The sequence below is a fragment of the Colwellia sp. MEBiC06753 genome (assembly GCF_053470325.1).
This window is the reverse complement of the sequence record NZ_JBQMTM010000001.1, coordinates 1-23,552: the sequence shown is the minus strand read 5'-3', so window position 1 is coordinate 23,552 and position 23,552 is coordinate 1. Positions and strand designations below refer to the sequence as shown.

Genomic DNA, 23,552 nt, shown 5'->3' with positions numbered 1-23,552 from the left:
GTTTTCTCATACATAAAAGAGCGCTATTTGCGCTCTTTTTTATATTTTGTTTAAATTTAAAATATCAAATCCGCTAGTCGTCATAACCATTAGGGTTAGTTGATTGCCAGCGCCACGTATCTTCAATCATCGCGGTTAAATCTTTTTCAGCCCGCCAATTTAATTCGCTTTCAGCTTTGCTGGCATTCGCATAGACAGTAGCTAAATCGCCTGAGCGACGCGGCATTATTTGATAAGGAATATCTTGGCCACTGATTCGAGAAAATGCATTGACGATTTCAAGTACCGAGGTGCCATTGCCTGTTCCTAAGTTTATCGCCTGACAACCACTAAATGAACTCAACTTTTCTAGCGCCTTTACATGACCTTTGGCTAAATCAACGACATGAATATAATCTCGAACACCAGTGCCATCGGCCGTGTCATAATCATCACCATAAACACTTAAACACTTAAGTTTTCCAACAGCAACCTGTGCGACATAAGGCAATAAATTATTTGGAATACCTTTCGGGTTTTCACCAATCAAGCCTGAGTGGTGCGCGCCAATCGGATTAAAATAGCGTAAATTGATAATTGACCACTCTGCATCACTTTTCGCTAAATCAAATAAGATATTTTCAATCATCAATTTTGTTTGACCATAAGGATTGGTCGCTGAGGTTGCCATGGTTTCAACCAAAGGTGATTCATTACCTTCGCCATAAACGGTTGCCGATGAGCTAAAAACCAACTGTTTAACGTTAAAATCAGCCATTGCTTGAAACAGCTTCACTGAACCACAGACGTTATTTTCATAATAACTTAGTGGCTTTTGGCAAGACTCGCCTACCGCTTTCAACCCAGCAAAATGGATCACTGCATCAATTTTGTATTGACTAAAAACCTGATGTAAATCGTCGCGATTACAAATATCGCCTTGAACAAAAATCGCCTGTTTACCGGTAATTTGTTCAATGCGCCCTAACACCGCATCAGAGGAATTGGATAAATTATCAAAAATAATCACCTGATGTTGCTTAGCTAAAAGTTCGACAACGGTATGGCTGCCAATATAACCCATGCCACCAGTTAATAATAAATTCATCTAGTTCCCCTAATCATTCCTTTTGATAATTTAATCGGTAAAATTCGCTTAAGCTAGCTTCATTTAACTTCTGTTAGTTATAAAAAGCCGACAATGCACTAATAAAGTTATCCAGTTCTGTAACTGGTAGCTGATTAATCCCCGCAGCTGCTGCACGGCCACCGCCAGTGGCAAAGCTACTACAAACAACATCAGCACCTTGCTTATTATTTAATGGCGCTCGAACACTTACGGTAAAACTATCATCTTGATTTTTTGTTAACACTGCATGTGCCTTATCCGGCGATTGATTGGCAAGTTCATTACCATAAACACCACTTACCCGACGCGACCATGCTTCATCAGGCAATTCTAATACTTTTACCTGACTGTTTTCAAAATGAATAATGGCATTATTTGCCTGCGCTATATCCTCGTTGTAAGCACGCTCAAGATGATAAAACACCGAGTTAGCATCATCTTTTAGGCTTAATGGGTTTTCATGAGCTAATAAGCGTTTAAACAAATCAGCAGGGTGAAAATGCAAGTCACTTTCAGTGCGGCCATAACCATTGTAATTAATGTATATGCCAAGATTTTTTAAAAATGCTGTATCAACATCTGTTAACTGGTGCTGCTTGGCCAATGCTTGCGCGGAAGCTGTCATATTATCGCCAAATGCTGCAGCAATTGCCCACAAGTAATAACGTTCACCTAAATAATTATTGATAATTAAACTGGTGCAAGTATTAGCATCTAAATCAATAAGTGCAGTTAACTGTTCAGATGCAGGAATATCTCCAGAGCGATGATGATCAGCATAAAATACAGGCACTTTTGCGTTAACTAATTGCTTGACGGCATCCATATTTTTTTCCATCGAAACATCAAGCACAGTAACCGAGCTTGCCTTGTCACTAGGAACTTGCTGCACTAACGCGATATCACGTTTAACACCAGTAACCAGCTGACTCTCTTTGGGCTCCGCTAATCGCAGTTGCACTAACGCCAAAATACCATCGGCATCGCCATTAAATACGTCATAATGCATTGCGTTTACTCCAAGTAGCCATGTTGATCAAGGTAGTTAACAATTTGCTGTGCGCATTCAGCAATGGAAGCTTCTGCGGTTTTAATATGAATTTCGGGTGCTTGTGGAATATCATAGACTGAATCAATGCCAGTAAAATCTTTTATCTCTCCTGCTCGCGCCTTTTTATATAAACCTTTCGGATCACGCTGCTCGCAAATCTCAATTGGCGTATCAATAAACACTTCAATAAATTCATTAGCTTCTAAAAGCTGACGCGCTTGTGCTCTATCTTGAGCAAATGGCGAAATAAAGGCAGTTGAAACAATTAATCCGGCATCTAAAAATAATTTCGCCGCTTCGCCGATACGTCGAATATTTTCAACGCGATCAGCATCACCAAAGCCTAAATCACCATTTAAGCCATGTCTGACATTATCTCCATCAAGTAAATAGGTGTGATGGTTTCGTTCAAACAATAAAGCATCAACAGCATTGGCAATTGTTGACTTACCTGAACCACTTAAGCCGGTAAACCACAATAAACAAGGTTGTTGATGTTTTTGCGCAGCGCGCTGTGACTTAACAATATGTTGTTGGTGCCAGACAGTATTTTCTGTTTTCATAGCTTTTCTATTATCCTAGCTAAAGTCGTTGCTCATTAATAAAAAGGGAAAATTATTGGGATCATCAGTAAAACCACCGCTGAATAGGTTAAAGACACCGGAATACCAAATTTCACAAAATCAATTAAACGATAATTGGCAGCGTTATACACCATGACATTAGTTTGATAACCATAAGGGCTGATAAAGCTACCACTAGCAGCAAAAGCCACTGCCATAACAAATGGCATCGGGTTCACTCCTAAGCCAATAGCAATATTGTAAGCAATGGGGAAAACCAGTGCAGCAGCAGCATTATTCGTTACTAGCTCAGTCACTAAGAGTGCTAAAACAAAAATCATGACAAAGGCAAAGTAGACACTTTGACCGGCTAGCAATTGCTCAACGCCATTGGCTAAAACTAACGCTAAACCACTATTTTCCATGGCTTTAGCTAACGTTAATGCGCTAAGCACTATCATCCAGATTTCTAGTGGAAAGCGGCGTTTAATTTCATTAACGGTAAGGCAACCACTGAAAACGAGTGCTGCGGTATAAAACATTAAACATTTTAATAAAGACAGTTCGGTAACAACCGATAAGGCAATTGAAGTAAAAAAGCCCAGCACCGTTAATTTATCACGCCAGCCAGACAACATATTATCCGGTTGGTGACCCGATAAAATAAAAAAGTTTTTTGATAAGTTGGTGCGTGAGCTAAAGTCTCCCCCCACAGCCAATACCAGAAAATCACCGGAGCGAATGACAATTTCACCTAATTTGCCCGACAGCGTTTCCCCTTCTCGGCGAATGGCAACTACCGCCGCATCAAACCTTGCCCGAAAACCAGCGCTTTTCAAGCTCTTGCCGATCACTGAAGAATCTGGCTTTATCACGACTTCCGTTAAGTTATCCCGCAGCAGTCCATCTTGTTCAGCAAATAAGGTTAAGCCGTCAAATTGCTGCAAGGTTAGCACTTTAGAAATATCACCGGTAAAGATAAGTTTATCGTGCGCTTGTAATACTTCATCAGGGGTAACAGGTGATATTAATCGGCCTTTTCGAACTACCTCAACCAAGAAAATTGAGTCTAAATTTCGTAAACCATTTTCTTCAACTGAGCGCCCTATTAACGCCGAATTTTCAATAACTTCTGCTTCTAGCAAATACTCCTGCGTCTGTAATGACTCTTTAGCAATGTTGGGCAAACTTGGTGCCCGAAGTAAAATTAATAAAAAGCAGCTCATCAAGGCTGCTAATCCCACTAAGGTAAAGTCAAAAAATTGCAGCGATTGACCACGTTGATCAATATACAAGCTGTTAACTAATAAATTAGTCGAGGTGCCGACTAAGGTTAAGGTGCCACCTAAAATGGCGACAAATGATAACGGCAACAACAATTTACCAGGGTTGATTAACGTGTTGTTTTTAACGGTATTAATTAAGCTGGCAACCACCGCCGTGTTATTCATTAATGCCGAAGCAAATGCGGCGCTAGTTAACGTGCGAATAATGGATTTAGCTTTTGAGCCGCTGATCAGAATATTTGAAAGTTTACGTAATACGCTGGTTCGCTCAAACGAAAATGAGCACAGCACCAATAATATTAAAGTAATAAGCCCTGGGTTAACCGCATTGGCTAACACTTCTTCGGTAGAAACAACGGATACTAATAAACAAACTAAAGTTGCGCCAAAAAATACCCGCTCAGGTATTTTTTGAAACTTAATAAGGCTAATAAAGGTGATAAAAAAAACAGCCAGTACAAACCATTGCATTGCTGTCATAAAAGCTGTCTCTTTATGCTGATATTCAAGTAGTTAGCTACCACCTACTATTACCTAACTAAGTTGGGTGAGCAAGTGGTAGCCTAAATATTATTATTTAAATAGTTTTGATAGATCGCGCGCTCCCCAATGTGGGAAGTGTTTACGAATCAAAGCATTAAATTCAATTTCAAAGTCAGTGAATTGCTGAGTTGTTACTTGTTCAGACTTACCGTTAATCATCCCTGCACCAACGGTAACATTAGTTAAACGGTCAATAATAATGAAGGCACCGGTTTCAGGGTTAAGTTGATAAGGGTCAAAATGTAACGCTTGAGCAGTTTCAAAATTAACTAAACCAATTTCGTTAAGGCCTAAGTTATTGGTTTCACTTTGCTCCATCGTATTAACATCAGTACGGTTAACAACTTGAGTAACGTGACCGGTAGTAACATTAGTGCCATGCTTAATATAATACTCTCGACCAGTTTCTAGGCTTTCTTCATGCATCCATACGACTGAAGCATTAAACTCTTTCGATGAACTAATGGTACTGCCTTTACGCACCAACATATCACCACGGCTAATATCAATTTCATCAGTTAAGGTTAATGTTACCGCCTGACCATGATCAGCTCGTTCTAATTCCCCGTCAAACGTAATAATTGATTTAACTTCACTTTCTTTGCCTGACGGCAAAGCAACAATAGTATCACCCACTCGTACCTGACCTGCGGCTACGGTACCAGCAAAACCTCTAAAATTAAGGTGCGGGCGATTAACGTATTGCACTGGGAAACGAAATTCATTTAACTGATTTGCCGGTTCAACGGTAATGGTATTGAGCAGCTTCATTAACGTCGCACCTGGGTACCAGGTCATATTGTCACTTTCTTCAACAACGTTATCACCATTTAGCGCAGAAATAGGCACAAAGCGGATATCATCAAAGTTCAGGGACTCGGCAAACTCGCGATAATCTTTCTTAATCTGCTGATAGCGCTCTTGATCGTACTTCACCAAGTCCATTTTATTAACCGCAACCAGCACATGCTTGATGCCAAGTAGCGAACAAATAAAGGAATGGCGACGGGTTTGAACTTGGACACCACGGCGAGCATCAATCAGAATAATAGCTAAATCACAGGTTGAGGCACCGGTTGCCATATTACGGGTATACTGCTCATGACCTGGGGTGTCGGCGATAATAAATTTACGTTTATCTGTTGAAAAATAACGGTATGCAACATCAATGGTAATGCCCTGCTCACGCTCAGATTGCAAACCATCAACAAGCAAAGCTAAGTCAACTGCTTCACCGGTAGTACCTGACTTCTTACTGTCTTTTTCAATGGCGGCTAATTGATCTTCAAAAATCATTTTAGAATCATGTAACAAGCGACCAATTAAGGTACTTTTACCATCATCAACACTGCCACAGGTTAAAAAGCGCACTAGTTCTTTATTTTCATGCTGCTTCAAGTACGCTTGAATATCTTGCTCGATTAAGTCTGACTGGTGACTCATTGGGATTTCCTAACTATCTTTTATTAATCTATATCAATCAAAATTATGGTCGATAACGTTCGGGATAAATGCGTTAAAAATTAGAAGTAGCCTTCCATTTTTTTCTTTTCCATTGATCCAGATGAGTCATGATCAATAACTCGCCCCTGACGCTCAGAGGTTTTAGTTAATAACATTTCCTGAATAATATCTGGCAAAGTCGCCGCTTCTGATTCAACTGCGCCAGTTAATGGGTAACAGCCAAGGGTTCTAAAGCGTACTTTTTTCATTTGCGGCTTTTCGTTTTCGCCAAGTGGCATACGCTCATCATCCACCATGATTAACGCGCCGTCGCGCTCAACTACTGGACGTTCTGCTGCTAAATAAAGTGGGACAATATCGATATTTTCTAAGTAAATGTATTGCCAAATATCAAGCTCGGTCCAGTTTGATAGCGGGAATACGCGAATACTTTCGCCTTTGTTAACTTTACCGTTGTAAATATTCCACAGCTCAGGACGTTGATTTTTTGGATCCCAGCGGTGATTTTTATCTCTAAACGAGTATACACGTTCTTTAGCGCGTGATTTTTCTTCATCACGACGAGCACCACCGAATGCCGCATCAAACTGATACTTATCTAGCGCCTGCTTTAAGCCTTGCGTTTTCATAATATCAGTATGTTTTGCGCTACCGTGCTCAAATGGGTTGATGCCCATGGCTAACCCGTCAGGATTTTTATGCACTAATAGCTCAAAGCCATATTTTTCCGCCATTTGGTCGCGAAATTGGATCATTTCTTTAAATTTCCAATCAGTATCAACGTGTAATAACGGAAATGGAATTTTACCCGGCGCAAATGCTTTACGCGCCAAATGCAATAGCACTGCCGAGTCTTTACCCACCGAATAAAGCATCACCGGCTTATCAAATTCAGCCGCAACTTCACGGATGATATGGATAGACTCAGCTTCGAGTTTTTGTAAATGTGTTAAATTCATAATTTAATGATTCGTCATTTAATATGGAAAAAGCATCATGCTATTGCACAAATGTCATGCCTAACGCAGCGATATTGGCTTATTCTGTCATAGAAAATTGAAGTGAACCATATAACAATCAGCTTTCTTATAACTTATAGTTATTAAATTACCAATTGTTATAGGTCTTAGGAAAAGTTAGTGGATTTGTATTATAGCGCTAACGATTTTAAATAGTCGGCAAAGCGTTCTTTTAGCTCTGGATGACGTAAACCATATTCGACATTCGCCTTCATATAGCCCATTTTTGAACCACAGTCATGAGACTTACCCGTCATATGAAACGCTTCCACTGTTTCTAGTTTCATTAAACTAGCAATGGCGTCAGTTAATTGAATTTCATCGCCAGCACCCGGCGGCGTATATTCAAGCAAATCCCAAATAGGTGCTGATAACACATAACGACCAACAACCGCTAAGTTTGACGGTGCTTCATCAACTGGTGGCTTTTCAACAACGGCAGTCATAGGAGCCACTTCACCTTCGTTAAGGTTCGCTCCACCGCAATCAACTACGCCGTAGCTGCTCACTTTTTCCATTGGCACAGGTTCAACTAGAATTTGACTATGGCCAGAAGCATGGAAGCGCTGAATCATCGCAGCTAGGTTTTCGGTTTTTAGGTTAGCCGATACATCGTCAATAATTACATCCGGCAACACCACAACAAAGGGTTCATCGCCAACCAGCGGATGTGCTTTAAGTACCGCATGTCCAAGGCCTTTAGCTTCCCCCTGACGCACATGCATAATCGTTACATCTTTTGGACAAATTGATTGAATTTCATCTAATAGCTGACGCTTAACACGCTTTTCAAGCGTAGTTTCTAATTCAAACGATTTATCAAAATGGTTTTCTATGGCGTTTTTAGAAGAGTGAGTCACTAAAATAATGTCTTTAATGCCTGCAGCAACGCATTCATCGACTATGTATTGGATAAGTGGCTTGTCTACAATCGGCAACATCTCTTTTGGAATTGCTTTGGTTGCCGGTAACATTCTTGTGCCTAAGCCAGCAACTGGAATCACCGCTTTTCTAACCTTTGGAGCCATATTTGAAGCCATAGTATTCCCTTGTCTATTAATAATTTTTTTTGTTGTCACATTACTCACGCAGCATTGGAGCCAAAAGTTCAAATCATATTCTGTTTTGCATGCGTTAGGTAATTTTAAGCTAATCATCATAACCAACAATTGGCTTTGACGGTAGGGTTAACAGCTGAAAAACCTTCAGTTATCGATATTTTAACAAGCCTAAACGATATATGTTTCGAGGTTATTTCAACACTATTTTTAGATTAAATACTCAGTGAATTATTTCATCTGATATTTCACAACACTCAACTTTCTTACCTTGCCTTTCTTTGCCAGCAAAGGTATAACACGGGCTGTATTAATTTTTATCATGATTAATAGGAAAGGATAATTATATGAATAACCCTAGTACGGGTAACTTTTTAGGTCACCCGAAAGGACTCTTCCTTTTATTTGGTACCGAGATGTGGGAGCGCATGAGCTACTACGGTATGCGCGGTATCTTTGTACTTTATTTAGTGGCATTTGCCAGCAGTTTTGGTTGGGACATGGCGTATTTCGGTATTGATCCAAGTGCACCTGACGCTCAAAACCAACTAACAAACGCGTTGAATAAGAACGCCCTTGGCATCTTGGGATTCTATGCCTTTTGGGTATACGTAACACCAGTATTTGGCGGCTGGATGGCTGATAATCACTGGGGACAAAGAAAAGCCATCATCGTCGGTGGTGTATTAATGGCACTTGGCCAATTTTCTTTAGGTACACCTCACCATTTAATACCTGGTTTAGAAATTGAATTCTTATACCTTGGTTTGTTCCTACTCATCATGGGTAACGGTTTCTTCAAACCAAATATCTCGACAATGGTTGGTGATTTATATAAAGAAGGTGATAAACGCCGCGATGCAGCCTTTACCATTTTCTATATGGGTATCAACTTAGGTTCTATTTTAGGTTATTTCGTTGTTGGTACAATCGGAGAAAAAATTAACTACCAATATGGTTTCTTAGCCGCAGGTGTTGGTATGTTAGCCGGTGTTATATTGCAACTGTCAATGTCGCAAAAATTCTTAGGCAATGTTGGTGTTGAGCCCGCAGCGAAAAAAACTAGCGGCGACCAACAAGCATCAAATGCACCATTAACGCCACAAGAGCGTGACCGCGTAAAAGTTATCTTAATCATGTCGTTCTTCACCATTATTTTCTGGTTAGGCTTTGAACAAGCGGCAGGTTCTATGAACTTATTCGCCAAGCAAAAAACCGATCTTATGGTGATGGGCTTCGAAATTCCAGCGTCTTGGTTACAGTCAGTTAACCCAATATTTGTTATTTTATTCGCGCCAATGTTTGCCGCTATTTGGTTAAAAATGGGCGAAGCTGAGCCTAATTCACCGAAAAAGTTTGCCTTGGGTATGTTCTTCCTAGGATTAGGCTTTATCTCAATGGTAATGGCTGCACTTCAAATTGGTGATAGCGAAACAGCTAAAGCAAGTATTATTTGGTTAGTATTAGCTTACATGTTCCATACCATGGGTGAGCTATGCTTATCGCCGATTGGCTTATCACTAGTATCTAAACTTGCACCGCTGAAGTACACTTCGCTATTAATGGGTATGTGGTTCTTCTTCTCTGGTGTTGGTAATTATGCAGCTGCGGCCGTTGGTCAAATGGTTGGTGATGTTGGCCCGTTCTCAGCGTTTTTAGGCGTTGCGATTATGGCTTTTATCGCTGGTGTAATCTTATGGTTAATTAGCGGTAAGCTAGTTGATTGGATGCACGGTGCGGAGGACTCTCGTCCACAAAATATTGATGATGCTATTTCTGAAGAAATTGCAGTAACGGCGACTCACGAAGGTACACAAGAAAAGCATAACTAATTGCTCTTGTTGAATACGCCTTGCGCAAAACCACTAAAAAAGCTAGCCTCGTGCTAGCTTTTTTGATCTTAATCGGTGGTAAGTCACTTACCAAACATAGTGGACGTAGTTAATGGTGGCAGATTCTCAGCAAGTAAATAATAGGCAACTTATTCGTCAACAAGTGCGTGAGCGTCGTAGCCAACTTTCTGCAACATTCCAAGCTGAGTGTGCTGAAAGCCTTGTGAAACAAATAGAAAAAAGTGGCAAATTAACAGGTATTTCAACCATAGCCTTATACCTAGCAAATGATGGGGAGTTAGATACTCTCCCCCTGATCCGCTGGGCTTGGCAACAAAATATTCAAGTGGTACTGCCGGTACTACACCCAGTAAATAAAGGCTTTTTGATTTTTCTACGTTACCAAAAAGACTCTGTAATGCAGTTGAATCAATTTAATATTCCTGAGCCGAAACTTGATGTCACTAATTTGGTACCTCTTAGCGACATTGACGTCATTTGCACACCTCTCGTTGCGTTTGACAATCGCGGCCATCGATTAGGCATGGGTGGCGGCTTTTATGATAGAACGCTTGGGCAGCTAAACAACTGCCAGTCAACAGCTAACCCGAACCCAAGCTTAATTGGTCTTGCTCACGACTGCCAAGAGTTAGTGCAAATCCCTACTGAAAGCTGGGATGTTCCATTACCCGTAATTATCACCCCGAGCCGAATTATACTGGCAAACAATAAAACTCAGTAGCCAGAAAGTTTTATCGTACGTTATAATTGCCCGATACCACTTTGTATTTCAGGAATAATTATGACGCAAGATGAATTGAAAAAATTAGTCGGCCAGGCCGCAGTCAAATACGTAAAACCAGACAGTATTGTTGGCGTGGGAACTGGCTCAACAGTCAATCACTTCATTGATGCGTTAGCTGAGATTAAAGATCAAATAAAAGGTGCAGTTTCAAGCTCAGAGCAATCGACTGAAAAGCTTAAAGCCTATGGTATTGAAATGTTCGACTTAAATAGTGTTGATCAGCTAGACGTATACGTAGATGGCGCTGATGAAATCACTGAGCATATGCACATGATAAAAGGTGGTGGTGCAGCCCTTACTCGCGAAAAAATTGTTGCCGCGGTCGCCAAAGAGTTTATCTGTATTGCTGATGAGTCAAAACGTGTCGGCGTACTTGGCGCTTTTCCTTTACCTGTAGAAGTTATTCCTATGGCCCGTAGCTACGTAGCTAGAGAGTTGGTTAAATTAGGTGGCGACCCTGTTTACCGTCAAGGTGTAGTTACCGATAACGGCAATGTCATTTTAGATGTACACAATATGAAAATATTAGATCCTAAAGCTACAGAAATAGCGATCAACGCCATTGTTGGTGTAGTTACTAACGGCCTGTTTGCTTGCCGTGGCGCAGATAAATTATTGCTTGGCACAGCAGAAGGTGTAAAAGAGTTTTTTTAACCAGACTAAACTAACTGAAATAAACACTTTAGAGTTTTAACACTATATGGTAGTTTACCTATATAACTTTGGGTATCTAGCCATCTAAACGCCCTAAATATACTGTTTACACCCTTTACACGATAATGAAGCGAAGCGAAGCCATGAATAAGAAGTCTCTAGCTAAAGAAAAAATTAAAATCCTACTGCTTGAAGGTGTCCACCAAAGCGCATTAGAAGAATTAAAAGCTCAAGGTTATAGCAATATTGAATACATCAAAACCTCGTTAGCCGAGGAAGATTTGATTGAGAAAATCAAAGATGTTCACTTTATTGGTATTCGCTCTCGCACTCAGTTAACTGACAACGTATTAAGCCATGCTAAAAAGCTAGTCGCCATTGGTTGTTTCTGTATCGGTACCAATCAGGTGGAATTAAGTGCAGCACAAGTACGCGGCATTCCAGTATTTAATGCGCCATTTTCAAATACTCGGTCAGTAGCTGAATTAGTACTGGGTGAAATTTTATTATTATTGCGTGGCATTCCAGAAAAAAATGCCCAAGCGCATCGTGGTGAGTGGAATAAGTCTGCGGCGGGCTCAGTTGAGGCCAGAGGCAAAACATTAGGCATTGTCGGATACGGTCACATTGGTACGCAATTGGGTATTATGGCTGAAACCATAGGTATGAAGGTTAGATTTTATGATATCGAAACCAAATTGCCATTAGGTAACGCCAGCCAAGCCTCTTCATTAACTTCACTGCTAAAAGAGTCTGACGTTATTACCTTGCATGTGCCTGAAACGCCGCAAACCCAAAATATGATCGGCGCTGCAGAATTTGAAGTTATCAAACAAGGCGCAATTTTTATTAATGCTTCGCGTGGTACAGTGGTCGATATTGACGCACTTGCTGAAGCGCTTAGCGCGAAAAAAGTAGGTGGCGCTGCTATTGACGTATTCCCAGTTGAACCTAAAGGGAATGACGAAGAATTCATCTCGCCGCTCCGTGCATTTGATAATGTTATTTTGACACCGCATATTGGTGGCAGCACACAGGAAGCGCAAGAGAACATTGGTTTAGAAGTAGCGAGTAAACTCGCAAAATATTCTGACAATGGCTCAACATTATCAGCAGTTAACTTCCCTGAAGTGTCACTGCCGGGGCATGCTGGCGCTTCGCGTTTATTGCATATTCACCACAACCAACCGGGTGTGTTAACAGCAATTAACAACGCGTTTGCCAAACATAACGTTAATATCGCTGCTCAATATTTACAAACCGACGATAAAATTGGTTATGTAGTTATTGATGTAGAAACGGAAGACAGTGAAGTAGCGTTAAAAGAATTAAAGCAAATTAGCGGCACCATTCGCGCCCGTATTTTGCACTAGTTCTGGGCTAGAACTAACAATAAAAAAACGAGCTTAATGCTCGTTTTTTTATTGGGAAAATATTAGGGCTTTATGTTGGTATGCTAAACATTGGCATGCTAAACGTAAGCTAGATAAATCTGCATGATGATTAAACTGGCAATACCGGCAAGTACATCATCAAACATAATACCGAAACCACCACCAAGCTTTTTATCGGCAATGGAGATCGGCCAAGGTTTAAAAATATCAAATATTCTAAACAATACAAAACCCAGCACGATATTAAGTAGCGTTGCTGGTACAAAGGCCATTGTAATTAAATAGCCAACAATTTCGTCCCAAACAATAGCGCCATGATCATGGACACCAACTGATTCAGCTGCTTTGCCACAAATACTAATACCAACAATAGTAAAAACTAGCGTCAGCCAAAGGTAAGTGCTTGGTGATAAGTAGGTAGCCATTAACCAAAACACTGGAATAGCGGCTAATGTGCCAAAAGTACCAGGCGCTTTAGGCGCAAGTCCAGAGCCAAAACCGACGGCCAAAAAGTGTATTGGGTTTGCCAGTTTAAATAGCTTATGCGCAGGCACTTTAGTCATGGCTAAAGTGCTCAAAGCTTTTAACGTCGATTTTAACAGCTTGGCTATTTAATGTGGTGGTTACTTTACCAGTACCGTTTAATTGGCCAATACAGGTATGTTTAATGCCCGCATTGTTTAGTGCCGTCTCTACCCCGACCTTGTTATCTTCAGCTACAGTAAATAGCAGCTCATAATCATCACCACCAACTAGCGCTACTTTAGTTGCTTGTTCAAGCCCCAAGGTTTCCACCAACGCTGTTGATTTAGGTAACGCATCAAGCACTAAGTTAGCACCAACATTAGATGCATTGCAGATATGAGCAATATCGCCAATAAGACCATCAGATAAATCTATTGCTGCTGAGGCATATTCTTTAATTAACTGACCAGCTAACACTCGCGGCTTAGGGTAATGAAGTTTAGTAATTAGCCCTTCACGGTATGTACTGCTTATATCCACCTTTTTCTGTAGGTGCTGCAACGCTAATGCAGCGTCCCCTAGTTCGCCAGTAACATAAATCCAGTCACCTTGACGAGCACCTGAGCGAGTTAATTTAGTGTCTAAAGATGTTAGCCCTTGAGCGGTAACCGTAATACTTAATGGTCCAGCTGTGGTATCTCCACCAATAAGCTGAACATTGTAATATTCTGCTAGCTCAAAAACACCGGCGCAAAATTCAGCGACCCAGCTTTCATCAATATTAGGTAAGGTTATCGCTAATGATATCCAACTTGGCTCAGCCCCCATTGCCGCTAAATCAGATAAACTAACCGCAATAGATTTATGGCCAATCGCTCTTGCTGGCGCATCTTCAAAAAAATGGACGCCTGCAACCAGCGTATCTGTGGTAATGGCAATATGGTGTTTACCGTCAGGTGCGACAATGGCACAATCATCACCAATACCAATTAACACATCTTTACGTTGAACCGGTTGCTCGGCAAAATACCGTTTAATTAAATCAAACTCTTTCATTATCAATGTGTATTATTTGATTATTCGTTAGGACGAAAGTCTTTAACGATCTTATCTAAAACACCATTAACAAACTTATGGCTATCGTCAGCAGCAAACGCTTTAGCTAACTCAATTGCCTCATTGATAATCACACGGTAAGGCACATCTTTACAGTCGCTTAATTCATAAATCGCTGTGCGTAAAATGGCTTTTTCCACATGATCTATTTCATCTAACGGACGATCAACATGTGGCTCTATGGCTTGATCTAGCATTGTTAAATTGCCAGTTACACCGAGTAATAATTGCTGAAAGTATTCAATATCAAAGCGACGTTTAGCATTTTCTGTTAAGAAATGCGCTTCAACATCAGCCACTGAATTATTACTTAATTGCCATGAATAAACTGCTTGAACCGCCAATTCACGTGCTTTTCTTCTAGGAGTAGGTTTCACACTCAAGTCCTTGTATTAAAGCTTAGCTAATACGTTAACCATTTCTAAAGCACCAAGGGCTGCTTCAGCACCTTTATTGCCCATTTTAGTACCGGCACGCTCAATCGCTTGCTCAATTGAATCTGTGGTAATCACGCCAAATGACACAGGAATAGATGCATTTAACGCAACCTGTGCTAAACCTTTGTTACACTCACCGGCAACAAAATCAAAGTGCGGAGTACCACCACGAATTACCGCACCTAATGCGATAATGGCATCGAATTCATTTTTGGCAGCCACTTTCTGCGCAGTTAACGGTAATTCATAAGCACCAGGCACTTTTACTACCGTGATATCTTCATCATTAACGCTACCGTGGCGCTTGAGTGCATCAACGGCACCATCTAATAATGCATTTACAACAAAGTCGTTAAAACGTGAGACAACAATAGCGAATTTTTTGCCTTTCGCTTCAAAATTACCTTCAATTACGTTCATTTCTAAATTACCTTAGATAAAAAATTGTCGCGATTCTAACAAAATTTGCCGTTTTTAGGTACTGGTTTATTTAAGGTTGTAAAAATGTTTGATGGAATATTTTTTGGATAGGCTTTCATTAGCAGTTCCGGTAAAATTTGGTTATCAACATAATCAAAGAAGTTATTATGAAATTTTCATCGAATCAAATTCAAGAACTTGCCAAGTTTAGCACAGCAGACAAACAGCAAATTTTAGTATTAACTCAGCAATACTTTTCCGTTCCTGAAAAACTGAGTTTAAACTTGATTAAATTAATCCTACTTATCCCTCCTTTTTTAATGCTTGCGCGACAAGAATGGCTGTTTTTGATAATAACTGTTGCTTTATCACTGTTGGGGTTATTGGGTATTATGCGTCCGTTATCCTTGCGATACAGCCAAAAATACCTTGATAAGGCCATCAAAGTTTATACTCAATAAGTTACTGAGCTAATTTTCAAATAATGTTTTAATATCTTGATATATATTCGAATCTCCTATTAATTCTGGATCAACTCTAAAAGATTCAACCGTTAATGTATCAAGGTATGATGATAATTTTTTTAAATAGAAGTGATAATTCCATGGGTAAATAGTAAATACATTTAAGCCTAAACCGAAAGACTTAGCGTAATGGCTTGCTTCAACTAAGACATCTGTATCTAATTCTGCACTTAATTCAACCATATGAATGCCGCATTGATGCGCATGTTCAATTTTATTATATAAAGTAGGTAATGAAGACACCTCTAACAACTTACTTAACCTTATATGTGGTTTTATTTCTGAAAACTCTGATTCCAACAACGTATTTCTTAGCTTGGATAAATCATCAAAGTTTGCGAAACTTCTTAATACAAGAGTGCGCTTTGGGTTGGCATAGATCACTGTGTCATTTTCATTTCGATAAGAGTTAATAAGTCTTAAAAACTGTCGAAGTTGCTCTTCGGTATAATGATTACCTTTAAGTTCTAAAAACAACATTTGTGGTGCTTGCTTAAGATAGTTTGAGCTAAGTAATTCAGCCAATGAAATAAAAACGCCATTAGTTCCGTGGTTGACCCACACACCACTATCTTCACGACCAAGAACGATATCCAATTCAATCATATCAGCACCTTGAAATGTTGCCTGTTCAATAATACTTAATGAAGCTCCAACAGATGCTTGGTTGTAGTCATAACAATTGTGGCAAGCAATAGCGAGTGGCCTTTGCGTAATCGTGTTAATCGGCAAATGATTGACAGAATCACTAAAAAAACTATCCCCTTTTTTAACAGCCGGTTCTACACCAATACAGCTTTGTAACGTATCATTGCCACCACAGGCGGCAAGTAAACTTCCTAATAACAATACTAAATAAAGTTTCTTATGCACTACGAAAACACCTTACCTTATTGCGACAACGGACGGTAATTCATCCCTAATTTTTCAAACAGTGGAATATGCTTATCCACCTTTGATTTAAAATGATCCCAGGATTTTTCATTCTCGCTGGTCCAATAAACTTCTGAATGAGCTAACATTCTTGGCAACAACATATATTCCAAATGCTGATAATCGCTAATAAATGCTGTCCACATTTGCGCTTGTCCACCCAAAACATTTGATTTTGTTAAAGTTGTGTCTTCAAACTCGACCGGTGTATGATAAACATCTTCTAAGGTTATGGAACAGCATTGAGCTAATAGTTCTTGGCTATGTTCGCCTTGATAGTAGTCAAAGTAACTGTAATCTTTAACCGCTAAAATTACTTGATGGCCTTGCTCTAACGCATCAATTGCCCATTGCTGGCCGCGCCAGGCCATTACCGTTGTTGTTGATGATATCGACTTTTCTAGTGTTTCATCCCAGACAATGGCTTGTTTGCCATTTTTTATAAGAACTTCATTCATAAATTCAAAAAAGTAGCCTTGAAGTCCTGCCTCATTAAATAAATTATGTTTCTGAATGAATTCTTGAGCGACTTTACTTTGCTGCCATCGAGTAGTTGGTACTTCGTCACCACCTATATGAATGAAAGGAGATGGAAATATCGTTGCTACTTCGGACAACACTGTTTCAATAAACTCAAAAGTTGCGGTATTAGGACACAATATATCTCGATGAATACCCCAGCGGCCCGAAACTTCAAATGGACCATCAGTACAAGCTAACTTTGGATAAGCAGCCAATGCAGCCAGCACATGCCCTGGCATATCAATTTCTGGGATAACTTCAATATGACGTGCCTGAGCGTAAGCGACAATATCGCGAATTTGCTCTTGAGTATAGAAACCTTGGTGTGGAACACCGTCACCAATAAATGGATCATAGTTTTTTTCAACTTGTGATTCATGTCGGTACGAACCAATTTCAGTTAACAACGGTAATTGTTTAATTTCAATGCGCCAGCCCGCATCATCTGTTAAATGCCAGTGAAACTTATTAAGTTTATACAACGCCATAATATCGAGCAGACTTTTAATTTCAGTTACACTAAAAAAATGGCGACTCACATCTAACATCAAACCTCTGTATGGAAATGCAGGTTGATCAACTATTAAAAGCCCTTGTAATTCATCATCAACCACATCGTTTAGCAATATTTGCTTAAGCGATTGAATAGCATAAAAAATACCTGATGTATTCTCAGCTCGAATAAAAATACCATCCTGTTTAATTTCGAGAGTGTACCCTTCCCTAGGCAAATATTCTGCATTACCCTGCGGTAACTTTGCTAAATAAATACCAATAGCATTTTCTAACTTGGAATCAGCTAAAGCTTTACCTTCAACGGTATGAGCAAAATATGGCGTATATTGATTAACGAATTTAGCAAGGTTTTGACCATGAGTTAAAATCTCCGCATCATCAGTCATAGGATATATAACAAAATCGCCGTCAAGACTTAAAGTTTCTGTGCTTGCTGCTATTTCATTTACCTGCGGAATAACTGATACAACATTTTGTTTTGAGTTATTGTTACAACCAATCAAACCACTTAGTAATAATAAAGAAATGACAACTTTGCTTAAAGAATTCATTGAATATAGTCCAACAAAGCATCTGCCCAGATTTGATAACCTTTAGTTGTTGGGTGTACAGAATCATACATAATGTCGGTTGGAACATTGCCATTATTGTCTTCAAAATAGGCATTGATATCAGCGAAAATAACCCTAGGTTCTCCACTAAAAACTTTCTGAGCAATGGCGCTGGCTTCGTCTGTTATCTCTCGGGCTGGGTTTTCTGCATCTCCACGAGGGAATATTCGATGTAGAATAATTTTTGTTTCTGGTAGACGCTTTAGCACTTCATTAACAATCGCTTCAATTCCCAGAGCAATATCTGCTGAGCTATCTGATTTTACATTGTTGGTACCAATCATGATCACGACATATTTTGGTGACATATTATCAAGTTCACCATTTTGCACTCGCCATAACACATGCTGTGTTTTGTCACTATCAAAGCCCATATTTAACGCGTTGAAATGGGCAAAATACTGCAGCCAAATGGGATAACCAAATTCAGGCTCTTCCCATTGATGAGTAATAGAGTCACCTATAAACACCAACGCTACGTCAGACTTATCTTGAGCGACTATGTCTTGATGTCTTTTTTGCCACCAATCTAACGTTTTAGCAACAGGAGTAGCCGTTTCTGGGCTATCGCTTTCTGAGTTACACGCTGCTAAACCCAAGCAAAAAATCAGAATAAGCAAAGCGCGTATTTTGGGAAATGAAAATATAGACAACATAAAAGATACTTTTTATTTTTTTTGCAGATAATAAGTACTTTTCACTAAGGTGTCTATGTTATGGGGAATTTGTAATCAAGTATTTGTTTGTGTGAGTTATTGATATTTATCGACTCTATTTGTTGACTATTAGATGTTGTTGAAAAGTTATAGCCAAACATTTCAATATCTTGTTTGTATATTTTAGCAACTCGTTCTTTAGCCTCTTGGCTAAAGTAATTATGGTAACCAAGGTGCTGGCTTATATTTGATTTTTCTAACAGGTTTACATCACAATTTAACCGTTTAGCCACATAGTCAAAATCTAGCGCCATATTTTCAACTCGACCAATAAAATCTAACGCTACTTGAGCTTGACGGTTCTTTAAATAATGTGTTTGAGGCCTAAAGTGGTGCTTTTTCCAAATATTGTTAGGTGTTAACCAATCAAGTACAAATTCATTAAAGTCATGGTTATGCCCCAAGTTATGGTCAAACCAATGTTTATCTTGCGCACCAAAGCCACCATTTTTTAAAAAATGATATGCAGATACCACTCTATCCCAAGGGTTACGGACAAAGGTAAAAGTGAAATATTTATCTAAAGTTTTCGTACCCAAAATCGCTTGGTATTCACGATAAGTAAGGTGCCCACCAGCTAAGTTACCAAATAAGGCCTTATTAACAGACACACCTGCACACTTGGGCAAATGGATAAAAATTGCTTTTTTATCATCAAATGGTTTAAGTGAATAGCTGTTATCCGTTTCAATTGAGCGCAGCTTTTGATGCTTTTTATTGCGTAATCGACAATCTAGCAACCTAAGTTGAAACTTTAATGCATAATCTAATGTTGTAATCACCGCCACATCCTATTTGGACATGTCAAAATCAATCTTTATTATTCGGTTTTCCAGTGACAAAAACATGACAAGGTTATTACAATTTCGATATTGTTCTATAGCCTATTTAAAGCCTCAATAAGATTAACAGCGGGATAACGAAAAGTTTATACAGAGATTTAGGTTAATTTCCATTACTTATTTATCATGCAATTAGTTAAAAAAAATACAGGTTTAAATAGCAAGTATTGCCAGTGTTAATTTACCACTAGATAATGAAAATATTAATGTGGTTATTGTGCGAACAGAAATGAATATTATCATTTAACCATTAACCAATAGTGCGCTTTACCTAATTAGACTGTAAGATCGCTTCAATATTGACAAGAGCTGATGGAATAAATACCGATTAATGACCAAAAAACTTCCAGCCATTACCATTATTGTGCCAATTTACAATGTTGAAGCCTTCTTATCTGAATGTTTAGACAGTATTGCTAATCAAAGCCAAAATAACTTCAGCGTACTGCTAATTAATGATGGTAGTACGGATAATAGTGTTGCTATTGCCGAGCAATACGTCGAAAAATCTCCAGCACTATTCACTTTATTGCACAAAGAAAATGGTGGCTTGTCTGACGCCCGCAATTTCGGCATCAATCACACTAAAAGTGATTATGTAATGTTTGTTGATTCAGATGATCTAATTGCTAGTGATACTATTGAAAAAGTATCAAACGCCTTACTTGCCGAGCCAAGCGACATCCTATGTTTTGGTATGACAGAAATTACCGAGTCAGGCCAACATATTCGCAATATTCCCCCAACCACAGGCAATATTATTGCGACTAATTTGCAACGTGCACCTGAGCTATTAACACAAGCCCTACCAAATGCTTGCAACAAAGTAATAAAAACTAGCATATTTACCCAGCACCGTATCACTTTCCCACAAGGATTATGGTATGAAGATTTAGCGACAACTCCTAAGCTATTTTCATGTGCGAACACAATTAGTTTTATTGAAGACAACCTCTATCATTATCGCACACGAGAAGGCTCTATCACTCAAACTATTAGCCCTAAAATTTTAGATATGCTAACGGTACTTGGAAATATTAATAACTATTTTCTAAAGCAAAAAGCCTCGCATATGTCGCCAGAGTTAAGAGATAAGTTAACCGCATTATCAATAAATATGTTGATGAAAACACTAGTGCGAATTACTGCATGTAAAGATCAAGACCTGCAACATAACATGTTAAAGGAAGTACAAGCATTTATGCACAGCACTATGCCGCCCTCATTCAAGCTTTTACAATCAAACAGTAAAAACGTTTACAAATTCACATTATTTTTAACGGCAATAAAAATGAATAAACTAGTGCTGTCTTTTTTAACATTTTGTCTAAAAAAAGGGTTAGTAAGAGCATGAGCAATAAATTAGCGCTTATAACGTATTATGGGTTAGTAAAACACTTACCGGCTAACGAATCGAAAGTCGTCGGCAAAGCCTGTAGAGCTATTAGAGAAAAATTAGCAAAAGCTATTTTTAAATCTACTGGCGATACTTTCAATATTAATCGCGGTGCCTATTTTGGCACTGGCGTTAACTTATCGATTGGTAATAACTCCTCTATTGGTCGCGATTGCCAGCTAGCTAATGATGTCACCATTGGCGATGATGTGATGATGGCACCAGAAGTGGCTATTTTCTCAGTAAGCCATGAAACATCAGAAATCGATAAGCCAATGCGCTTACAAGGCAATAAAGCACCAAATCCCGTTACCATAGGCAACGATGTTTGGATCGGCCAACGCGCTATGATTATGCCAGGCGTAACCATTGGCAATGGCGTTATTGTTGCCGCAGGAGCTATTGTCACTAAACATGTCGAAGACTTTTGCGTTGTTGGTGGAAACCCTGCTAAGGTATTGAAATCAAGAAAGTAAAGCATAAACTTACTCAACGTAATTTAACTTTACTACTCAAGCTTTAATCAAACTATTCAAGGATGAAAAATGAACCTAAATGTACTGACAAGGCATTTACTTACAATTCTTTTTATACTTTTTTACTGTCAATCTAATAATAGTTTTGCAGCAAATGCCCCACAATTAACCGTATATGATATTTCGCCCGCAAAATATCCGACATTGTACTACGCTCATGAGCTTGCACTTTATGATGAACAGTTATTTTTCAGCGCTAATGATCTTGGTTTGGGCGCAGAGCTTTGGTCGATCAATTTAGGTAACCATGAGCAACAACTGGCGCAAGACATCAATTTAGGTATTGAAAGTTCTGATCCTAAAGGGTTTACCGTTTATCAAGATAAACTTTACTTTAACGCCTACACAAAAGCTCATGGCCGCGAACTTTGGGTTTACGATAAATCCATGAAAAACGCAGCATTAGTTAGCGATTTAGTTATAGGTAAAGATACCTATGGTAATAACTTAAGTGCTAACCCTATCGAGCTAACGGTATTCAATGACAAACTTTACTTTTTTATTGAAGGTACTGATGTAAACAGCTTTCAGCTTTGGTTTTATGACGGTTCAACTAATCAAAGTGTTAGAGTTGGGACCTTCGAAGTCAATGCTTTACAAGATGATCACAAAAGAATCACGCCAAAGCTTATCAAATTCACCCTTGGGTAATTGACTTAACAACTAATGAACAATTAATTCCGAAAGCTCTTAATTTAGAAACGGTATATGATGAGATAAAGCGTATTTCAGATATTGTCGTATTTAACGGCGCCTTATTTGCGACCGCAACTGTTACAAAGAATGGGATTAATTATGGCAATGAACTTATCAAGCTAGATATTAATGTTAGCCCTCAAATTGTCACAAATATAAATCCTAGAGCGGTCATTGCACGCGAAGTAACGCTAGATGCGACTGATACCATAGACGAAGATAACGATGAGTTAACTTATTTCTGGCAACAAATTGACGGTGAATCTGTTGAAATTATTAATGCTAGTTCTGCTAAAGCGAGCTTCATTGCCCCTGCCCAATCGGAAAAACCACTAGTTTTTTCACTAACAGTGAGTGATGGCGATAAAACAAGCAAGCAGGAAATAACAATCACCATAGAGGATAACTTTGCGCCTGTTATCACTATCAATTCCCCCTTAAGTTCTGTTGAAGAAAGCTCTTCTCATACTATTTCTGCTAAAGTTGAAGATAAAAATGGTGATGAGCTAACTTTACTTTGGCAACAAATATCTGGCCCAGCAATTAACATGACAGGAGTTGATACCAATACCCTCGAGGTAAAGTTTCCTGAAGTTGAATCTGATACTGAAGCGACACTGCAACTTTCAGCCAGTGATGGTGTAAACTCAGTTAGCCAAACGTTCACTATTACCGTTAAAAACAAAGTTGAACCGCCACCTCAGCCACCGAAAAAAACAGCAGAAAGCGGTGGCGGTGTAAGTTCATGGTTTAGCTTGTTCTTACTGCTATTGATAAGTGCATGGCGAAGACAACAAATAACTTACTAAACATTTATATGAAAAAATAAAAGCCCCATTTTGGTAATGCCGATCAGTTAGGCATTTATTTACAGATCAATTGAACGATCTTCTGAGTATGTAAAAATCCGATAAACATTGTTTATCGGATTTTTTATGCTCGTTTCTCAAGCCCTAGATGTCATTAATCATTGGAAGCCTAACCAAGTTGAAACACTTGCTGATTTATTGCCTTTACCGTTAATCGAAGAAGCATACTCGCTAAC

General features: G+C 39.1%; 23 protein-coding genes and 1 pseudogene. 9 read left to right on the top strand and 15 right to left on the bottom strand.

The genetic code is table 11. The features are described from left to right. Nucleotides 1–73: 73 nt before the first annotated feature. From galE to galU, 7 genes are all read right to left on the bottom strand, one after another. Nucleotides 74–1,087: a UDP-glucose 4-epimerase GalE gene (galE, locus tag ACOB82_RS00120; protein ID WP_448210872.1), complete on the bottom strand. Its 1,014-nt coding sequence runs from the start codon at nt 1,085–1,087 to the stop codon at nt 74–76. 73 nt (nt 1,088–1,160) lie between these two features. Next, the gene (locus ACOB82_RS00115; protein ID WP_448210871.1) at nt 1,161–2,117 is read right to left on the bottom strand and encodes a DHH family phosphoesterase; all 957 of its coding nucleotides are present in this window, start codon (nt 2,115–2,117) and stop codon (nt 1,161–1,163) included. Nucleotides 2,118–2,122: 5 nt separating this feature from the next. Then, nucleotides 2,123–2,722, bottom strand: coding sequence for an adenylyl-sulfate kinase (cysC, locus tag ACOB82_RS00110; RefSeq protein ID WP_448210870.1), 600 nt, complete (start codon nt 2,720–2,722; stop codon nt 2,123–2,125). A gap of 35 nt (nt 2,723–2,757) precedes the next feature. Next, the gene (locus ACOB82_RS00105) at nt 2,758–4,488 is read right to left on the bottom strand and encodes an SLC13 family permease (protein ID WP_448210869.1); all 1,731 of its coding nucleotides are present in this window, start codon (nt 4,486–4,488) and stop codon (nt 2,758–2,760) included. 93 nt (nt 4,489–4,581) lie between these two features. Further along, nucleotides 4,582–5,994, bottom strand: coding sequence for a sulfate adenylyltransferase subunit CysN (cysN, locus tag ACOB82_RS00100; protein WP_448210868.1), 1,413 nt, complete (start codon nt 5,992–5,994; stop codon nt 4,582–4,584). An 80-nt stretch (nt 5,995–6,074) separates the two neighbouring features. Beyond that, nucleotides 6,075–6,974 (bottom strand): sulfate adenylyltransferase subunit CysD, encoded by a 900-nt coding sequence (cysD, locus tag ACOB82_RS00095; RefSeq protein ID WP_448210867.1) that lies wholly within the window; start codon nt 6,972–6,974, stop codon nt 6,075–6,077. Between the two features lie 191 nt (nt 6,975–7,165). Then, nucleotides 7,166–8,062 carry a UTP--glucose-1-phosphate uridylyltransferase GalU gene (gene galU / locus ACOB82_RS00090; RefSeq protein ID WP_448211235.1) on the bottom strand — a complete coding sequence of 299 codons (897 nt, stop codon included), beginning with the start codon at nt 8,060–8,062 and terminating at the stop codon, nt 7,166–7,168. Nucleotides 8,063–8,439: 377 nt separating this feature from the next. Here galU and ACOB82_RS00085 point away from each other — a divergent pair, with 377 nt between their 5' ends. The 4 genes from ACOB82_RS00085 to serA all read left to right on the top strand — a co-directional run bounded on the left by ACOB82_RS00085 (nt 8,440) and on the right by serA (nt 12,756). Continuing rightward, on the top strand, nt 8,440–9,924 hold the full coding sequence (locus ACOB82_RS00085) for a peptide MFS transporter (protein WP_448210866.1): 1,485 nt from the start codon (nt 8,440–8,442) through the stop codon (nt 9,922–9,924). 112 nt (nt 9,925–10,036) lie between these two features. After that, nucleotides 10,037–10,666, top strand: coding sequence for a 5-formyltetrahydrofolate cyclo-ligase (locus ACOB82_RS00080; protein WP_448210865.1), 630 nt, complete (start codon nt 10,037–10,039; stop codon nt 10,664–10,666). A gap of 60 nt (nt 10,667–10,726) precedes the next feature. Continuing rightward, nucleotides 10,727–11,383, top strand: coding sequence for a ribose-5-phosphate isomerase RpiA (gene rpiA, locus ACOB82_RS00075; protein WP_448210864.1), 657 nt, complete (start codon nt 10,727–10,729; stop codon nt 11,381–11,383). Nucleotides 11,384–11,526: 143 nt separating this feature from the next. Next, nucleotides 11,527–12,756, top strand: coding sequence for a phosphoglycerate dehydrogenase (serA, locus tag ACOB82_RS00070; RefSeq protein ID WP_448210863.1), 1,230 nt, complete (start codon nt 11,527–11,529; stop codon nt 12,754–12,756). Between the two features lie 98 nt (nt 12,757–12,854). Here serA and ACOB82_RS00065 read toward each other — a convergent pair whose 3' ends face one another. The 4 genes from ACOB82_RS00065 to ribH are packed head-to-tail and all read right to left on the bottom strand — an operon-like array spanning nt 12,855 to nt 15,215. Further along, a complete protein-coding gene (locus ACOB82_RS00065) occupies nt 12,855–13,340 on the bottom strand; it encodes a phosphatidylglycerophosphatase A family protein (RefSeq protein WP_448210862.1) in 486 nt (161 codons plus the stop codon). Further along, nucleotides 13,333–14,298 (bottom strand): thiamine-phosphate kinase, encoded by a 966-nt coding sequence (gene thiL / locus ACOB82_RS00060; protein WP_448210861.1) that lies wholly within the window; start codon nt 14,296–14,298, stop codon nt 13,333–13,335. Before thiL ends, ACOB82_RS00065 begins: the two co-directional genes overlap by 8 nt. A gap of 20 nt (nt 14,299–14,318) precedes the next feature. Then, on the bottom strand, nt 14,319–14,735 hold the full coding sequence (gene nusB, locus ACOB82_RS00055) for a transcription antitermination factor NusB (RefSeq protein WP_448210860.1): 417 nt from the start codon (nt 14,733–14,735) through the stop codon (nt 14,319–14,321). A gap of 15 nt (nt 14,736–14,750) precedes the next feature. Beyond that, nucleotides 14,751–15,215 (bottom strand): 6,7-dimethyl-8-ribityllumazine synthase, encoded by a 465-nt coding sequence (ribH, locus tag ACOB82_RS00050; RefSeq protein ID WP_448210859.1) that lies wholly within the window; start codon nt 15,213–15,215, stop codon nt 14,751–14,753. 167 nt (nt 15,216–15,382) lie between these two features. On the opposite strand from ribH, the gene ACOB82_RS00045 reads away from it, so the two are divergent. Further along, a complete protein-coding gene (locus tag ACOB82_RS00045; RefSeq protein ID WP_448210858.1) occupies nt 15,383–15,676 on the top strand; it encodes a hypothetical protein in 294 nt (97 codons plus the stop codon). A gap of 9 nt (nt 15,677–15,685) precedes the next feature. On the opposite strand, the gene ACOB82_RS00040 is transcribed toward ACOB82_RS00045, so the two are convergent. From ACOB82_RS00040 to ACOB82_RS00025, 4 genes are read right to left on the bottom strand one after another with little or no spacing between them, the layout of a single operon-like run. Then, complete coding sequence (locus ACOB82_RS00040) at nt 15,686–16,612, bottom strand: hypothetical protein (protein ID WP_448210857.1); 927 nt, start codon at nt 16,610–16,612, stop codon at nt 15,686–15,688. Nucleotides 16,613–16,629: 17 nt separating this feature from the next. Next, nucleotides 16,630–18,261, bottom strand: coding sequence for a beta-N-acetylhexosaminidase (locus tag ACOB82_RS00035; RefSeq protein WP_448210856.1), 1,632 nt, complete (start codon nt 18,259–18,261; stop codon nt 16,630–16,632). Further along, nucleotides 18,258–18,977, bottom strand: coding sequence for a GDSL-type esterase/lipase family protein (locus ACOB82_RS00030; protein ID WP_448210855.1), 720 nt, complete (start codon nt 18,975–18,977; stop codon nt 18,258–18,260). The genes ACOB82_RS00035 and ACOB82_RS00030 overlap by 4 nt, the downstream gene beginning before the upstream one ends. Nucleotides 18,978–19,030: 53 nt before the next feature. Then, entirely contained in the window at nt 19,031–19,819 is a 789-nt protein-coding gene (locus tag ACOB82_RS00025) for a sulfotransferase family 2 domain-containing protein (RefSeq protein ID WP_448210854.1), read from the bottom strand. Nucleotides 19,820–20,210: 391 nt separating this feature from the next. On the opposite strand from ACOB82_RS00025, the gene ACOB82_RS00020 reads away from it, so the two are divergent. The 4 genes and pseudogenes from ACOB82_RS00020 (at nt 20,211) to ACOB82_RS00005 (ending at nt 23,316) form a co-directional block, all read left to right on the top strand. Further along, complete coding sequence (locus ACOB82_RS00020; RefSeq protein ID WP_448210853.1) at nt 20,211–21,233, top strand: glycosyltransferase family 2 protein; 1,023 nt, start codon at nt 20,211–20,213, stop codon at nt 21,231–21,233. A gap of 356 nt (nt 21,234–21,589) precedes the next feature. Further along, a pseudogene (locus ACOB82_RS00015) lies at nt 21,590–21,751 on the top strand (DapH/DapD/GlmU-related protein); the annotation flags it as partial. 69 nt (nt 21,752–21,820) lie between these two features. Continuing rightward, complete coding sequence (locus ACOB82_RS00010) at nt 21,821–22,462, top strand: hypothetical protein (RefSeq protein ID WP_448210852.1); 642 nt, start codon at nt 21,821–21,823, stop codon at nt 22,460–22,462. Then, nucleotides 22,447–23,316, top strand: a complete 870-nt coding sequence (locus ACOB82_RS00005) for a PKD domain-containing protein (RefSeq protein WP_448211234.1) — start codon at nt 22,447–22,449, stop codon at nt 23,314–23,316. The genes ACOB82_RS00010 and ACOB82_RS00005 overlap by 16 nt, the downstream gene beginning before the upstream one ends. The last annotated feature ends 236 nt before the right edge of the window (nt 23,317–23,552 follow it).

Coding starts and splice junctions, on each gene's coding strand:
- ACOB82_RS00020 (WP_448210853.1), top strand. CDS start 20,211: ATGACCAAAAAACTTCCAGCCATTACCATTATTGTGCCAATTTACAAT.
- ACOB82_RS00115 (WP_448210871.1), bottom strand. CDS start 2,117: ATGCATTATGACGTATTTAATGGCGATGCCGATGGTATTTTGGCGTTA.
- ACOB82_RS00045 (WP_448210858.1), top strand. CDS start 15,383: ATGAAATTTTCATCGAATCAAATTCAAGAACTTGCCAAGTTTAGCACA.
- rpiA (WP_448210864.1), top strand. CDS start 10,727: ATGACGCAAGATGAATTGAAAAAATTAGTCGGCCAGGCCGCAGTCAAA.
- serA (WP_448210863.1), top strand. CDS start 11,527: ATGAATAAGAAGTCTCTAGCTAAAGAAAAAATTAAAATCCTACTGCTT.
- ACOB82_RS00030 (WP_448210855.1), bottom strand. CDS start 18,977: ATGTTGTCTATATTTTCATTTCCCAAAATACGCGCTTTGCTTATTCTG.
- cysC (WP_448210870.1), bottom strand. CDS start 2,722: ATGAAAACAGAAAATACTGTCTGGCACCAACAACATATTGTTAAGTCA.
- cysN (WP_448210868.1), bottom strand. CDS start 5,994: ATGAGTCACCAGTCAGACTTAATCGAGCAAGATATTCAAGCGTACTTG.
- cysD (WP_448210867.1), bottom strand. CDS start 6,974: ATGAATTTAACACATTTACAAAAACTCGAAGCTGAGTCTATCCATATC.
- ACOB82_RS00085 (WP_448210866.1), top strand. CDS start 8,440: ATGAATAACCCTAGTACGGGTAACTTTTTAGGTCACCCGAAAGGACTC.
- ACOB82_RS00105 (WP_448210869.1), bottom strand. CDS start 4,488: ATGACAGCAATGCAATGGTTTGTACTGGCTGTTTTTTTTATCACCTTT.
- ACOB82_RS00080 (WP_448210865.1), top strand. CDS start 10,037: ATGGTGGCAGATTCTCAGCAAGTAAATAATAGGCAACTTATTCGTCAA.
- thiL (WP_448210861.1), bottom strand. CDS start 14,298: ATGAAAGAGTTTGATTTAATTAAACGGTATTTTGCCGAGCAACCGGTT.
- ACOB82_RS00010 (WP_448210852.1), top strand. CDS start 21,821: ATGAACCTAAATGTACTGACAAGGCATTTACTTACAATTCTTTTTATA.
- ACOB82_RS00065 (WP_448210862.1), bottom strand. CDS start 13,340: ATGACTAAAGTGCCTGCGCATAAGCTATTTAAACTGGCAAACCCAATA.
- galE (WP_448210872.1), bottom strand. CDS start 1,087: ATGAATTTATTATTAACTGGTGGCATGGGTTATATTGGCAGCCATACC.
- galU (WP_448211235.1), bottom strand. CDS start 8,062: ATGGCTCCAAAGGTTAGAAAAGCGGTGATTCCAGTTGCTGGCTTAGGC.
- ACOB82_RS00035 (WP_448210856.1), bottom strand. CDS start 18,261: ATGAATTCTTTAAGCAAAGTTGTCATTTCTTTATTATTACTAAGTGGT.
- ribH (WP_448210859.1), bottom strand. CDS start 15,215: ATGAACGTAATTGAAGGTAATTTTGAAGCGAAAGGCAAAAAATTCGCT.